Genomic DNA, 13709 nt, shown 5'->3' on the forward strand with positions numbered 1-13709 from the left:
TGAGGCCGCTGAGACGGCCTCAGGAATAGAAGATTTTCCCCAGGTCACTCCTAGTATTGCCCGTGATCTCTCTTGATTATAGTGGTCTCGATTCATTGACCGAACTTAGACCCAAAGCGCCACATGATTGGGTGAAAGCTTTACAGTGCTCCACAACCATCCTGATTCCGTTTTACAATTCGCCAATGTTTGCAAATCAAATCTGTATTTCTTTCCTTTATGCCGATTTCCCCTGCGGGTGTACTCCAATACTGGTGGACTGTTCACTACCATCAAGTTTGCTTTCCATCTATTAGCGGGCTTGAATATGGTCGCTATTAAACGACTACTCCACATAAAGTGTTCTCCTAAGAGAGACCAAAGTTTGAGGATATTACTGCTCGCTCTTCTTGGGTAAGAATTCCCGCAAACGGGCTCGAATGTCGCAGCCTAATCGCGTCATCCGATGGCTCACACAAAATTGCACTATACGTTCAATCGGCCAATCGAGAATTTCAAGCCATTCAAGCATCCAGCGCTCCTCACCGTTTTTTTGGCGCCATCGGAAAATATTTGACTTAGCTATAGCCGCTTTAGTCTGAATTCTCCACAATAATAGTCATTCAAAGTCCGCCAAAAGCGATGATGGATACGCTCTTTAAGGCCGGGTGCGATGGTACAAATACCTGTGATTTGCCACATTCTTAACCAGTTTGGCCGACCTAAATTTAAACACACCATACGCAACTGACAAAGTGCCCGGAAACCCGCATGGAAGAAGGACTTAGGTGATAATATTTTTCGCCAAAAATGCCCCAAATGTCATCGGCAAGCTGGAAGTAACTGATTCCTTGATCACAAAGTTATATAAAGCTATTTGATGCAACAAAACGACAATCCGATCTTCTTTGCCATTGACGAATCTCTTGATGCAAGGCATTATTTATCTTAATGATAATTAATTTATTTGCATGAAGGGAGCGTGAGATTCATCAATGCCTGAGCACCAGTCCGTAAAGGATTTATGCATCGTTGAGTCGTTTTGGTCATGACCTTCCGCTTCCTTCGTCATGGTGAATTCTATGTTCGCCGTCAGTTGCAATTGCGACCCCGCTTCATCGTTTGTTTATCGGTAGCCTTAGCCGCACTCGTCGTTACGGCGCTTGCCGCTGCGCAGGTAGCCTTCGAACATCTCAATGCGGAAGAAACGATACAGGAAGTTATTCAGCAAGCTAAACACCGCAATCAAGTCATACCTTCCCCTTCATCTATCTCCGGCACTGACCTTCCGCGTTTTGATAGCGCACAATTGGTAGAAGCTCTTCACCGCGTGGCAGAAGAGGTCAAATTACCGGCCGACGAAATATCCTATGCGCTGGAAGGTAATGAAAATCAAGCCTATCTGCGCTATCGCGTGACCCTCTCCGTGACTGCCAGCTATCCTGTCATCCGCAAATTTGCTGAGCATTTCCAGGCGCAGTTGCCCAATGTCTCGCTCGACTCCATCAGTTGCACACGTGATGATATTGCTGCCACTGCATTGAGCTGCGATCTGGGACTGTCGGCGTTTTACCAAAAGGCGGTGCATGGATAAGGCCAAGCGTCTGCGCTGGGCATTCCTCATGGGTGCCTTGTCCCTGACTATCGCTGCGATCTATTTTCCGGTTGACGCCGATGAGGGCGTATCGGAAGCCGCAGACAGAAAAGCCAAGATAGCCACCAAATCTGCACCCACTCCTCAGATAGCAGATAGTTCTGCCAGCACTACGACAGAAACCGAGATAGACCCTTTCGCACCAAGGGGATGGCAAGCGCCGCCAATACTGGTGCAACAGCAGGTAGTGGCGACTGTCCAGGTATCCGCTCCCCCTGGCCCCGTCGGCCCGCCACCTTTGCCTTTTCGCTTCATGGGCCGTATGAATGATGATGGTCAACAAGTCGTTTATCTAAGCCGCGGCGACCAGGCGATCATTGCTCGCAACGGCGATACGCTGGAAGGTACCTACAAGGTACTCGGCATCGAACAGCAACGCATCCAATTTGAATACCTTCCCACCGGCGAAAAACAAGAGCTGGCCCTTACTGCAACCGAAAACTGACTCCATGCTGTGTTTCTCCCCGTTTCGCCGTGCCAGGACTACTTTCATCATCGCCATTGCACTGGCTATCGCCGGCTGCGCCGCCCAGACGCATCACCGTACGGGTATGCTGGCGATGGAAAGGGACGATTACGTCGAAGGGGTCAATGAATTGCGTAAGGCGGCTGACTTGGCACCGCAGGACGTGGAGTACCGCAAGGATTGGTTGCAGCAGAGAGAAACCGCCACGGCCAAGCTTTTGGCAAAGGCTGACAAAGCACTGTCAGAAGGGCATGACAGTGAAGCAGGCCAGTATTTTCAGATAATCCTGAAGTTTGACCGCGAAAACGAACGCGCCAAACGCGGCAATGACATTATCGTCAGGAATGCGCGCGCCGCCGAAGCTGCCGCCGAAGCACGCAAAGCCGTCAAGGAAGGAAATATCACCCAGGCCACGCAATGGGTCGCACGTGCACTGGAAGGCAAGCCGGAACAGGCGGAAGCGCTGGCAGTAAAACAGGAAATCGAAGCACTGCAAGCCAAAAACCTGCTGACCGTACCCAGCTTTAGTGCGCTATACAAGAAACCAATCAATCTGGAGTTTCGCGACGCCAGCCTCAAAATGGTGTTCGAAGCCTTGTCGAGAACGACCGGCATCAATTTCATTTTTGACCGTGAAGTAAAAAGCGACCAGCGCACGACCATCTTCCTGAAGCAGACCACCTTGGAAGACGCGATTGACGTCATCCTCACCACCAACCAGCTCGACAAAAAAATCCTCAACGCCAGCAGCGTGCTGATTTACCCCAATAATCCGAACAAGAATAAGGAATATCAGGACTTGGTCGTCAAGGCCTTCTACCTCAGCAATGTCGAAGCCAAGCAGGCTGCCAATATGCTGAAGACGGTGTTGAAGACCAAGGACATCTATGTGGACGACAAGGTTAACATGCTGGTGTTGCGAGAAAACCCCGAAACGATAGAGCTGGCAGAGAGACTGATCGCCTTGCAGGACATGGATGAGCCGGAGGTGATGTTGGAAGTGGAAGTGCTGGAGATCAACCGCTCACGCCTGATGAACCTCGGTGTGCAGTTCACGAACCAGTTTACGATCGCTCCGCTGGGTGCACAGAATAGTAGTGGGAGCGGTACAGGTACTGGTACCGGTACCGCGGGTTCAACGACCCTACCTACTTACAAGTTAAGTGACCTCAAGAATCTGAATTCAGACCTCCTGGGCATTACTGTGCCCACGGCCACCATCAACCTGCAAAAAACCGATGGGGATGCCAACCTGTTGGCCAATCCGCGCCTGCGCGTCAGGGACAAAGAAAAAGCCAAGATCATGATCGGCGATAAGGTGCCAGTTGTTACGACCACCAGCACGCCGAACGGTTTTGTCGCAGAAAACATCCAATACCTGGATGTCGGCTTGAAACTGGAAGTGGAGCCGAATATCCATCTGCACGATGAAATCGGCTTAAAAATTGCATTGGAAGTCAGCTCATTGGTATCCACCGTCAAGACCAGCAGCGGCTCCCAAGCCTACCAGATCGGTACCCGTAACTTTACCAGTGCCTTGCGTTTGAAGGATGGCGAAACTCAGGTGCTCGCCGGCCTGATCAGCGATGAATCCCGATCCGCCGCGAATGGCATTCCGCTATTGGGTGACTTGCCCGTGCTTGGGCGGCTGTTTTCCAGCCAGAACGACAACCGCCAAAAGACTGAAATCGTGATGTCGATCACGCCGCATCTGATCCGCAATATCCGCCGCAAAGACCCATCGTCAGAGGCATTCTGGTCGGGTACCGAGTCTAGCCTGCGCACCAAGCCCTTGCAATTACGTATGCTGGACGGTGCCGTCGCGAATCAACCGAATGGAGTGAAACAAGGCGCTAATGCGCCCGCCGCCGGCTTGCCGGTTGGCGCTGCGGCGCCCGCTCAAGGCCAGGCGGCAGCACCTGATACAAGTAATATCACCTTCCAATGGAAAGGGCCAGTCCAAGCCAAAGTAGGGGAGACCATCACCCTGGAGTTGAGTATGGATAGCCAGAACCTGTTGCGTGCGGCGCCGCTGCAACTGCAGGTTGATCCTGCACAGTTTGAAATTGTATCCGTCAAAGAAGGCAATTATTTCACGAAGAATGGTAAAGGCAGCTTCAACCATGTGATCGACAAGCCTAGCGGAAGGGTGTCCGTTGGCGCATCCAATGCCGAAGGCGCCAAGGGGGCAGGCCAGTTATTGAGTGTAGAACTCAAGCCTCTCGCACCTAACCCGGAGGCAGCTGTCAATATTCTGAGTATGACGCCTGTCGGTACAGGCCAGGCTATCGGTCGGCCGAACATGCCTGTTGTCTACAAGATTGCGGTGGCGCCTTGAGATTGCACCCGTATTCTCCATCGACGCGCCCAGGAAATGCCGCTGCCGGTTTCAGTTATATCGAACTCCTGGTATCGGTGGTGATACTTGGGCTGCTGGCGACAGTGGCAATGCCGCTGGCTGAAACCACGGTCAGGCGCCAAAAAGAGACAGAGTTGAGACTGGCTCTTCGTGAAATCCGGCAGGGCATTGATGCTTATAAACAGGCTGTCGCCGCCGGAAAAATTACCACGCAGCCAAGCGATAGCGGCTATCCGCCCAGTATGATTGAACTTGTCTCTGGCGTCGATGACCTGAGTCAGCCAGGCAGGCGCCTGTATTTCCTGCGGCGGGTGCCGCGTGATCCGTTCGCCTCCGACGCCATTGTTAATGCCATTGATACCTGGGGTAAGCGTAGCTATGCATCGCCTCCCACCAACCCGACTGCGGGTGTGGACCTGTTTGACGTGTATTCGCTCTCCACGCAAACGGGCCTGAACGGCGTGCCCTACAAGGACTGGTAAGCATGAGCGCAGAGATGAGGAAGGGCCGTGGATTCACGATGATAGAGCTACTGGTGGCGCTTGCCATTGTGGCGACGATCCTGTCACTGGCAGCACCTCGCTATTTTAATAATATCGACAAGACCAAGGAATCGGTGTTGCGCGAAGACCTTTATATATTGCGGGATGCCATCGACAAGTTTTATTCGGATAAGAATAAATATCCGAACCTGTTGGACGATCTCGTAACAGAAAAGTACTTGCGTAATATCCCGGTGGATCCGTTTACACAAAGCTCCCATAGCTGGGTCGTGGTGCCACCAACGGACCCTACCTTGGGCGCCGTATTTGACGTGCACAGCAGTGCACCCAATAAGGCGCGAGACGGCACCTGGTATAAGGATTGGTGATGGATACCTCTGCTAAACGACCGAAAGTTCCGCCGGCACCTTGGCGCTATCAGGCAGGGTTCAGTTATTTTGTGGCCATGTTTATGGTCGCGGTTGTGGTGCTGCTGTCACTGCAGGCGCAAAGCGCGATGTCCACCAAGGAGCGTCGGCGCAAGGAAGACGAATTGCTGTATGTGGGGCAGGCTTACCGCAACGCGATTCGTGACTATTACGCCAATGCGCCGGGATCGAACAGGACCTATCCGCCCTCGATTGATGCGCTAGTGCTGGATAGTAGAACCAGCAGGATCAGCCGGCATCTGCGTAAGGCCTATGTTGACCCGTTGACTGGCAGTGCAAGCTGGGGTGTCGTTGCCGCCCCAGATGGGGGAATCATGGGCGTGTATTCGCTGTCCACCCAAACGCCGATTAAGATCGGCGGCTTTCCCGATGAATTATTGAGCTTTACTGGCGCAAAGAAGTACCAAGACTGGAAATTTATCTATCAGCCTGGTTGAAGGCATGTCACCTGAGAGAAAGAAAATGAGAATTAAACAAAAAGGTTTTACCCTGCTGGAATTGCTGGTGGTGGTTGTGATCATCGGCCTGCTGGCCAGTTATGTCGGACCTAAGTATTTTAGCCAGATCGGCAAATCAAAAACACAAACGGCCAAAGCGCAGATTGATTCCTTCGATAAGGCGCTGGAGACTTACCGTATCGATGTCGGCCACTATCCGACCACGGCACAAGGATTGAGTGCACTGCAGGCTGCTCCCGCAGGAGAGGGCTTGTGGCAAGGTCCTTACCTTAAAAAAACCGTACCGGCCGACCCGTGGGGAAATGCCTACATCTACAGGTCTCCCGGTACAGATCCCGCACACGAGTTTGAAATCATCTCCTATGGTCGGGACGGCCAGCTTGGCGGTGCTGGCGAAGACGCTGACGTCACTAGCTGGAACTAAACGGTTCCGATAAACATGCGATTTCAAGCAAAAGTAATGACCGCTGCTCTGTCTGTCGAACTCATCGAGTTTGATGCCGGTAGTGATCTGGAGGCGCGACGTTTTGTTGAGTCTTCTGGCGGGAGGTTGCTTGACCTGCGGGCGGTACGCGGCGGCTGGGGCAAAAAAAAGGAATCCAACTCTTTCAACCTGACTGTATTTAACCAGCAGCTGTATTCGCTGCTGGATGCGGGGCAACCCGTCGTTGATGCGATCCAGGTATTGGGGATGAATGACAAGCGCGGCAAGCACAGGGGGATTTATGATGCATTGCTGCAAAGCTTGAGACAGGGTAATCAATTGTCGGACGCGATGGCAGGATTGCCGTCCATCTTTCCGCAACTGTATGTGGCGATGGTGCGCTCTAGCGAAACGACGGGCACTGTGCGTTCATCCATCAAACGCTTCATGCAGTACCAGGGGCAAGTGGATGAGATACGGAGTAAATTAAAGGCGGCGGCGACCTATCCGGCGATATTGATCGGCGTCGGATTTCTGGTCATTGCCTTCTTGCTGTTTTATGTGGTTCCCCGCTTTAGTATCGTCTTTGAAGACGTGTCTTCGCATGAGCAGGCATCAATCAGTTTTGTGCAAGCCTGGGGCGGTTTTGTGCGTCATCATGCAATCCTGGCCTGGAGCGGTTTGGCGGGGGTGACAGCCGCACTGGCCATCTTGGTGTTTCATCCGAGCATACGCGGCTGGGTATTTCGCAAGATATTAGCTACGCCCTGGATAGGGGATAGGGTCTGGATGCTGCAACTAGCGCGGCTGTATCGAACCCTGGGCATGTTATTGCGAAGCGGTGTTAGTGTGCTGGCGGCAATGCGCATGACCGAAGCATCGCTACCGATTTCTATGCGTGCCGACCTGCAGGCTGCTACTCTCGCGGTGAGCGAAGGAAAAGCCATGTCGAATGTGATGGCAGAGTATGGCCTGAGCACGGAAGTCGCACAGCGCTTGCTGCTGGCCGGCGAGTCCTCCGGTAATCTGGATGAGATGATGGAAAGGATTGCCGACTTCTATGACCAGGAAATGGCTACCTGGATTGATGCCGCCGGGCGGATTATTGAACCTGCCCTCATGGTGGGTATAGGTCTCATTGTCGGTGTCATCGTATTGATGCTGTATTCCCCTATTTTTGATTTGGCTAACGCAGTTTAACTGAATAATTGAATATTTCTTTGATGCTCACCCTGCAAGACGTCGCCGATGCCCGGCGCGCAGAACAAGCCAGCCTGGATTGGCTCACCTATTTGTCCGATAAAGCCGGCCAGGATCGCCACGCTGTATTACTTTCAGCCGCGGATGTGACCGGCTATGCCGCTCTCGATGTTAGCCAAGGGTGGCAGGTACAGCCTGACTTTGCGCATATTGCCTATTCCGACATGGTCGAGCGCACCTTGATCATTGGCAAAGACTCGGAGGGGCATCACTGCGCCGTATTGGGACGTCCTCTGGACCAGTCCGTCGGCCCTTGGCTGGCGGCATTGCCGCTGCCCATGCATGAGATTTACCTCGCGGATCCGCTGGCGATTAAGACCAAGCTTGAATTTCATGAAAATGAATTCAGTGCAGTTGCGAATGCGGTAGGTCTGGATCAAGCCGTTGAACTGGAAAGGGACGCCAGTACCGATCTCAGTCTCACATCGATACAGGGCGAGGCCAGCCCGGCGGTGAAATTGATCAATTCGACTATCTTCGATGCGCTGCGGTTCGAGGCCAGCGATATCCATTTGGAGTCCTTGCCGCAAGGGCTAGTCATCAAATTTCGTATCGACGGCGTTTTGAATCAGATAGCGGCCGTCAATAACATTGGCCTGGCCGAACAGGCAATCGCGCGCATCAAGGTATTGGCAGAGTTAGACATTGCGGAGAAGCGCATCCCGCAGGATGGCCGGTTCCGCATCGCCGCCAAGGGGCGCGACATCGACATCCGGGTATCCATCATGCCGAGTATTCACGGTGAAGACGCGGTGCTGAGGATATTGGATAAAAAGGCACTGATAGACAGCGTGCAGCGGCTGACCTTGGACTCGCTGGGCTTTGACGCGATTACGATCGCATCATTGCGGCGTCTGGCCGCCGAACCTTACGGCATGATGTTGATCACCGGCCCTACGGGGAGCGGCAAGACCACGACACTGTATGCGGCCTTGACTGAAATCAATCATGGCCAGGATAAGTTCATCACGATTGAGGATCCGGTGGAATATCAGTTACCGGGCGTCTTGCAGATTCCCGTCAACGAAAAGAAGGGCCTGACCTTCGCAGTAGGCCTGCGCTCCATTCTGCGCCATGACCCTGACAAGATATTGGTAGGTGAAATCCGCGACCCGGAAACAGCGCAAATTGCAGTGCAGTCGGCGCTGACGGGCCACATGGTATTCACGTCAGTGCATGCGAATAATACCTTTGACGTGATCGGGCGTTTTATGCACATGGGGGTGGACCCGTATAACTTTGTCTCTTCGTTGACAGGTGTTGTTGCCCAGCGCCTGGTACGGCAGAACTGTCCGCATTGTAATGAACCGGTGGAGGTCGGTGCTGACATGCTCACGGAATCAGGTATTACCGATCCTGAAACCTATCGGTTCCACGCGGGTAAGGGATGTTCTCAGTGTAGACATACCGGCTACAAAGGAAGAAAGGCAATCGCGGAAGTGCTTCGTCTGACGGATGAGATACGGGAAATGATTATTGGCCGTGCCTCTATCCGCGCATTGAAAGAGCAGGCCCGTAAAGAGGGAACGCGTTTCTTGCGCGATGTGGCATTGCAATTGGTGAGAGAAGGGCAGAGCACGTTGCAGGAGGTAAATCGTGTCACTTTCGTTGCCTAAACTCGTTCCGGGTACCGCCTTCGTCGGGCTCTTTGCAGATCATTGCTGGCTGCAGGGGCGGCAGGCGAATATTTCGCTTCCCTTGGAGACGGGAGCGGACGCCTCACAGGATCACTATCTGGAGGCGCTAGTGTCCCTGTTGGGCAAAGCGAAGCAGCAGCTCCGCCGCGGTACGCGCCTGGTGTTAACGGTGTCGGACAGCCTGGCTGCTTTCACGATGCTACCGTGGCAGGACGAGCTGCAACGCCCAGCCGAATGGGAAGGGTATGCCAGAATCCTATTCGAGAAGCAAGGTCGATCCCTGGACCCTACATGGCTGCTTCATACAGAATTTGCGCGCTACAAATCGAATGGTGTCGCCTACGCCTTATCAAGCAAATGGATGGCGCAACTGGAGGAAGCCGTGCAAACCAGAGGGTTTCAATTGGCTTCTGTGCTGCCGGTGTCAGCCGCAGCTTATTGTCGATTGCCGAAAACGAAAAAACTTGGGACTTCACTTCTTCTGCTTATCGAACGGCATCGTATGACTGCGCTTTGCGTTGACGCTACCGGATTACAGAGCGTCGATATCGAGCCGGTTATTGCATCGAGTGAGAGTTCTGGTATGCGCTTGTTGCGTCGGGCCATATCCACTCACCAGAATTTTTGGCAAGTGCATATATGGTCGCCTGTTGCTGAGGAGAGAGGCAATGAGGCAGCATTCATTAAAACGATAATTCCCAGCACTGAAATCAAAAAGCTGCCGCATGGGGTGTGGGGCCAATGAATATGGAGTTAATCAAATATTTGCAGCCACGGCCCCGCTATCGTTGGCAGCCTTGGATTATCGTCGGATTGCTGCTTGGGCTAGCTGTCTGGACTGCACTTTGGGCATACGATGAAAGCCGAGAGCTTGGCCGTATCGAAAGACGGATCGACAAGCTGCGCGCTGAGCAACAGAAGACGGCTATTCCTTTGCCGACCAAGCAAGAAGAAGCTGATGCAAAAAAATGGGCAGAACTGAAAATTGAAAGAAGTTTTGCATGGGATACGCTTTTTAATGCGATAGAACATGCTTCCAGTAATGACATTGAATTGCTCGAATTTCAACCAGATAAAAGTAGCCGGACCGTGATAGTCAGCGGGGAGGCCAAGGATCAGAAGGCGCTATTGGCTTTTTTAACGGCACTGGCGGTCCAGCCGGGATTTAAGCGAGTCCATTTGACGCACCAGCAAGGGGTCGTGAGAGATCGTCTACAGACGATCTCTTTTGAGATTAGGGCTGCGTTACGCCCTTAGTAAATCAACAGCTTCGCGAGCAAAAGAAATACTCCGGGCCCTTTAGACATGATCTCTTATAGAGATAGGCCCGGTGCTGATTTACATTTCCGAGCTGTATTGCCGGCCGCATTGTCGTTTGCAATAAATACGGTTTTGATATCATCGGTTACGGGGGCAATTACATTCAGAAATGGACTAACATCCGTGCCAACAACTTTTTTATTCAGGATCGTTGCATAGTACAGTCCTAGTGAAGTTCTATTGTTAAAAATGCGCTGCGAATAAAGTCCCGAGTCGGTTTTTCCTGTTTGGAAATAGCCAGCTGCTGGAACATATTCGACCACGGCGGATATCATGTTTGACAATACCTGAGGTACCGTCTTCGTAGTCAATTAATTAGTCCAATAGTCCATCCCACCTAGCACATTGTTGTAGAATTTCGTGATCAACTGTTGAGACGTAATTCCTCCAGCTGGATTGTAGATAGCTTGTGCTTTGGTCTGCGCATACATTGAGGTTGCAATGGATGCGAGTGAGACCCTGTCATCACGCATTTGCTGAACCCAGTACGCTAAACCGTCCGCATTAGGTGCACGATTGAAGAAACCGAGATAGAGACGAGCGACTGACGTCTTATGCTGTTTGAGCTATTGCAGCGCTAATAGATAGGCCGTCGGAAGGGGGCGCTGCATTTGGTGTTTGGACGATGACCATCTTTCCCAACTTGCGCGCGGAATCAATCAATTGAGTCAGTATCAATGGCCGACCGATAGCCGGATCAGGTTTTGATTGATTCCCAGGGTAATCTGGTCACGACCAATGGCTACTTCATCGGCAAGGTCAATCCGGCGGGAAAGGTAAGCGACTTGCCAGATTACGCGGCCCAATCGTGTACGCATCACGCATTAGAATGGTCGTGGCCCGGGGCGAGCCCCCTGTCATTGACTACTAATTAGGCTTGCACCGTGATGCGCGCCTTACGGTCCTGTCTTCAATACTGCATTCTTTGAAATTAAGTAGAGCGAGTTACCGCGTATTGCCAGTCCTAATGGCTGGTAGAGACTACCTGGCGCGGGGCCCGGCTGTATACCTACTTTTCCGGCTATGCCTAAGTACGTACTGACCATGCCTTGCGGTGAAATTCTACGGATCGTGTTATTGAAGTAATCGGAAACAAATAAATTATTTGCGGCGTCTATAACGATGGCACCCGGTCCAGCAAAAGTGGCGGTGGCGCCAGGCCCATCATTTTGACCATTTACTCTGTAGATCCCCGCGAACACGCTAGACACGCCTTGCGGAGTGATTTTACGAATCAGATTGCTGACTGGGTCAGTTACATACACGATGCCCTGGCTGTCAACGGCGAATGCCCCGATTTCGTCGCTGGAAGTAATATAAGTCGTGAGCGTACCACTGCTGCTCAGCTTCATGATCGTTTTGCCGTTGGCAACGTACATGGTACCGGCACTGTCCGCCGTCATTGCTCCAAATTGGTATGATGGCCCCGAGGCTATTGTGGTTACCAGGCCTGCTTGCGTCATTTTCCGGATACTATTGCCAGCGTCACCGAAGTAGATGTTGCCCGCTGCGTCTATGATTGGGGAGTGCGGAAATGTGAAACGTGCAACTGGACCTGCGCCATCGACATTTCCTTCCTGCAAAACGGATCCCGCCACTGTAGTCACAACTCCCGCGGCAGTAATTTTCCGTATCGTGCGATTTCCTGAGTCGGCGACGTAGGCATTTCCTGTTGCATCGACCGCTAGACCCGTCGGTCCGTAAAACTGGGCCGATGAGCCGGTGCCATCAGAACTACCAGAGCTAATATAGTAGGATCCCGCCACAGTAACTTCTGCGCCTGACTGGGAAAGTCGTTGAACGGCGGTGTAACCTGCGATCAGCAACTGGTTCGAAGTGTCGAAGGTTGCGGGCTGCCACCAGGTATTTTGGTTCGGACTAATAGGGCTGATCTGGGCAAGAAAAATTTGCAGTGAAGGCGGTAATGGCGTCGTGCTGAGTAACGGCCCCAGCGGTGAAATTCGCTCAATCCCGTTCCGGGAATCTATCACGACGATATTTTTATTGGCATCGATCAAAAGCTGACTAGGGCAGTGCACTAAATCTGTCGACGCATCGACAAAGGTGCTCACCGTGCCGCTCTTGTCAATCTTACGTATTGCGCCGTTGTTACAGTCGTTGACGAAAATGTTGCCTACGTCGTCCACGGCGAGGCCACGAGGTTGATTGAATAACGCCGTAGTATTCGGTCCGTCAGCAAAACCGTACGTGCCTGATTTGCCAGCAACGGTTGTGACAACGCCCGCAAGGGTCACTTTGCGTATCGTACTGCCCGCGAAGTAAGTGTAAGTGCAGGGGCCAAAGAAAGGCTCGCATTGACCATCCACGCGGCCATAGTCGCTAACATATAGACTATTGCTGGTTTTATCGAAGGTAATAAAGTAAGGGTTATAAAATTGGGCGGCAGCACCCGTCCCGTCAACCTCGCCTGATACATGGACGCTACCCGCGATCGTGGTCACCGTTCCACTTCCGTCGATTTTCCGTATGGTGCTACATCCAATGTCAGTAAGATAGATATCTCCCCCGTTGCCCGGCGTCATTGAGGCGACCGATCCGAACCGCGCAGTCGTGCCTGGGCCATCGGCACAGCCTTGCGTACCCAATAGCCCTGCAAACGTGCTGACGTTTCCGGCAAGATCTATCTTGCGCACGGCGCCGCTGGCGTCCTCGGCTACGAGGATATTGCCCAATGTATCAACAGTCACTACGTCGGCGCCATTGAAACGGGCCAGATTGGCGGGGCCGTCTATATTTCCAGGGCTGCCAATATCTCCGGCTAACAGTTTCAGCTGAGACGCTACTGCGGGAAGGATGCCAACTCCACTGTCGCTGCCTTTGTCCGGCGATGAGTCGCTGCTAGTGGAAGACCCGCCCCCGCAAGCTGTCAGTGACAGGATCGAAGTGAGAGCTGCGACTGACAACAGGCGCTGCATTTTGTTGCTGGAAGCCTCAAGCAGGGATGCGAGTGCGCTCATAGAAGGATTTGATATGAATAAGGCGGTCAGTATAGCGGAAATAGATGATCTTTTTGCAATTTCATTAATTCATGCTGATTTGTTGCGCAACTGTCGGGCAAACCTTCGCACTTCCACCGAAGATTGATCGAGATCTTCAAGAGTTGATGGAAGAGGCTGATACTGTTGTGGCTAACTGTAGGGCGACGCAATCGTTCATCATGCTGAACGGATTTGCTCCTGTCGATTAGCGGTATGAGGACG

At 52.4% G+C, this 13709-nt stretch carries 14 protein-coding genes and 1 pseudogene; 11 read left to right on the forward strand and 4 right to left on the reverse strand.

Annotated features, from left to right (window positions below):
• Nucleotides 1-1027 precede the first annotated feature (1027 nt).
• The 11 genes from IEW12_RS19120 to IEW12_RS19170 are packed head-to-tail and all read left to right on the forward strand — an operon-like array spanning nt 1028 to nt 10425.
• Nucleotides 1028-1573, forward strand: a complete 546-nt coding sequence (locus IEW12_RS19120) for a GspMb/PilO family protein (RefSeq protein ID WP_188567707.1) — start codon at nt 1028-1030, stop codon at nt 1571-1573.
• Entirely contained in the window at nt 1566-2078 is a 513-nt protein-coding gene (locus IEW12_RS19125) for a hypothetical protein (protein ID WP_188567708.1), read from the forward strand. The genes IEW12_RS19120 and IEW12_RS19125 overlap by 8 nt, the downstream gene beginning before the upstream one ends.
• Nucleotides 2079-2082: 4 nt before the next feature.
• A complete protein-coding gene (locus IEW12_RS19130) occupies nt 2083-4437 on the forward strand; it encodes a secretin GspD/PilQ domain-containing protein (protein WP_188567709.1) in 2355 nt (784 codons plus the stop codon).
• Nucleotides 4434-4940: a type II secretion system protein gene (locus tag IEW12_RS19135; RefSeq protein ID WP_229751228.1), complete on the forward strand. Its 507-nt coding sequence runs from the start codon at nt 4434-4436 to the stop codon at nt 4938-4940. The genes IEW12_RS19130 and IEW12_RS19135 overlap by 4 nt, the downstream gene beginning before the upstream one ends.
• Before the next feature lie 2 nt (nt 4941-4942).
• Nucleotides 4943-5329, forward strand: coding sequence for a type II secretion system protein (locus IEW12_RS19140; protein ID WP_229751229.1), 387 nt, complete (start codon nt 4943-4945; stop codon nt 5327-5329).
• A complete protein-coding gene (locus IEW12_RS19145; RefSeq protein ID WP_188567710.1) occupies nt 5329-5826 on the forward strand; it encodes a type II secretion system protein in 498 nt (165 codons plus the stop codon). The genes IEW12_RS19140 and IEW12_RS19145 overlap by 1 nt, the downstream gene beginning before the upstream one ends.
• Before the next feature lie 25 nt (nt 5827-5851).
• The gene (gene gspG / locus IEW12_RS19150; protein WP_188567711.1) at nt 5852-6271 is read left to right on the forward strand and encodes a type II secretion system major pseudopilin GspG; all 420 of its coding nucleotides are present in this window, start codon (nt 5852-5854) and stop codon (nt 6269-6271) included.
• Between the two features lie 36 nt (nt 6272-6307).
• Entirely contained in the window at nt 6308-7471 is a 1164-nt protein-coding gene (locus tag IEW12_RS19155) for a type II secretion system F family protein (protein WP_188567712.1), read from the forward strand.
• A 23-nt stretch (nt 7472-7494) separates the two neighbouring features.
• Nucleotides 7495-9147, forward strand: a complete 1653-nt coding sequence (locus tag IEW12_RS19160) for a GspE/PulE family protein (RefSeq protein WP_188567713.1) — start codon at nt 7495-7497, stop codon at nt 9145-9147.
• Complete coding sequence (locus tag IEW12_RS19165; RefSeq protein ID WP_188567714.1) at nt 9128-9913, forward strand: hypothetical protein; 786 nt, start codon at nt 9128-9130, stop codon at nt 9911-9913. Before IEW12_RS19160 ends, IEW12_RS19165 begins: the two co-directional genes overlap by 20 nt.
• Nucleotides 9910-10425, forward strand: a complete 516-nt coding sequence (locus IEW12_RS19170) for a PilN domain-containing protein (RefSeq protein ID WP_188567715.1) — start codon at nt 9910-9912, stop codon at nt 10423-10425. The genes IEW12_RS19165 and IEW12_RS19170 overlap by 4 nt, the downstream gene beginning before the upstream one ends.
• A 56-nt stretch (nt 10426-10481) precedes the next feature.
• Here IEW12_RS19170 and IEW12_RS19175 read toward each other — a convergent pair whose 3' ends face one another.
• The 4 genes and pseudogenes from IEW12_RS19175 to IEW12_RS19190 all read right to left on the reverse strand — a co-directional run bounded on the left by IEW12_RS19175 (nt 10482) and on the right by IEW12_RS19190 (nt 13466).
• Nucleotides 10482-10763: a hypothetical protein gene (locus tag IEW12_RS19175; protein ID WP_188567716.1), complete on the reverse strand. Its 282-nt coding sequence runs from the start codon at nt 10761-10763 to the stop codon at nt 10482-10484.
• A gap of 36 nt (nt 10764-10799) precedes the next feature.
• Nucleotides 10800-11027: pseudogene (locus IEW12_RS29135) on the reverse strand (hypothetical protein); the annotation flags it as partial.
• Nucleotides 11028-11162: 135 nt separating this feature from the next.
• Complete coding sequence (locus tag IEW12_RS19185; RefSeq protein WP_188567717.1) at nt 11163-11306, reverse strand: hypothetical protein; 144 nt, start codon at nt 11304-11306, stop codon at nt 11163-11165.
• Between the two features lie 78 nt (nt 11307-11384).
• Nucleotides 11385-13466 (reverse strand): NHL repeat-containing protein, encoded by a 2082-nt coding sequence (locus IEW12_RS19190; RefSeq protein WP_188567718.1) that lies wholly within the window; start codon nt 13464-13466, stop codon nt 11385-11387.
• Between the last annotated feature and the right edge of the window lie 243 nt (nt 13467-13709).

This window comes from Parundibacterium terreum (assembly GCF_014636315.1).
In the GTDB taxonomy this organism is placed as follows: Bacteria; Pseudomonadota; Gammaproteobacteria; order Burkholderiales; family Burkholderiaceae_D; genus Undibacterium; species Undibacterium terreum.

Excerpts from the sequence above, each read along its gene's own strand:
- IEW12_RS19120 (WP_188567707.1), top strand. The coding sequence starts at position 1,028 with ATGACCTTCCGCTTCCTTCGTCATGGTGAATTCTATGTTCGCCGTCAG.
- IEW12_RS19125 (WP_188567708.1), top strand. The coding sequence starts at position 1,566 with ATGGATAAGGCCAAGCGTCTGCGCTGGGCATTCCTCATGGGTGCCTTG.
- IEW12_RS19130 (WP_188567709.1), top strand. The coding sequence starts at position 2,083 with ATGCTGTGTTTCTCCCCGTTTCGCCGTGCCAGGACTACTTTCATCATC.
- IEW12_RS19140 (WP_229751229.1), top strand. The coding sequence starts at position 4,943 with ATGAGCGCAGAGATGAGGAAGGGCCGTGGATTCACGATGATAGAGCTA.
- IEW12_RS19145 (WP_188567710.1), top strand. The coding sequence starts at position 5,329 with ATGGATACCTCTGCTAAACGACCGAAAGTTCCGCCGGCACCTTGGCGC.
- gspG (WP_188567711.1), top strand. The coding sequence starts at position 5,852 with ATGAGAATTAAACAAAAAGGTTTTACCCTGCTGGAATTGCTGGTGGTG.
- IEW12_RS19155 (WP_188567712.1), top strand. The coding sequence starts at position 6,308 with ATGACCGCTGCTCTGTCTGTCGAACTCATCGAGTTTGATGCCGGTAGT.
- IEW12_RS19160 (WP_188567713.1), top strand. The coding sequence starts at position 7,495 with ATGCTCACCCTGCAAGACGTCGCCGATGCCCGGCGCGCAGAACAAGCC.
- IEW12_RS19170 (WP_188567715.1), top strand. The coding sequence starts at position 9,910 with ATGAATATGGAGTTAATCAAATATTTGCAGCCACGGCCCCGCTATCGT.
- IEW12_RS19175 (WP_188567716.1), bottom strand. The coding sequence starts at position 10,763 with ATGATATCCGCCGTGGTCGAATATGTTCCAGCAGCTGGCTATTTCCAA.
- IEW12_RS19185 (WP_188567717.1), bottom strand. The coding sequence starts at position 11,306 with ATGCGTACACGATTGGGCCGCGTAATCTGGCAAGTCGCTTACCTTTCC.
- IEW12_RS19190 (WP_188567718.1), bottom strand. The coding sequence starts at position 13,466 with ATGAGCGCACTCGCATCCCTGCTTGAGGCTTCCAGCAACAAAATGCAG.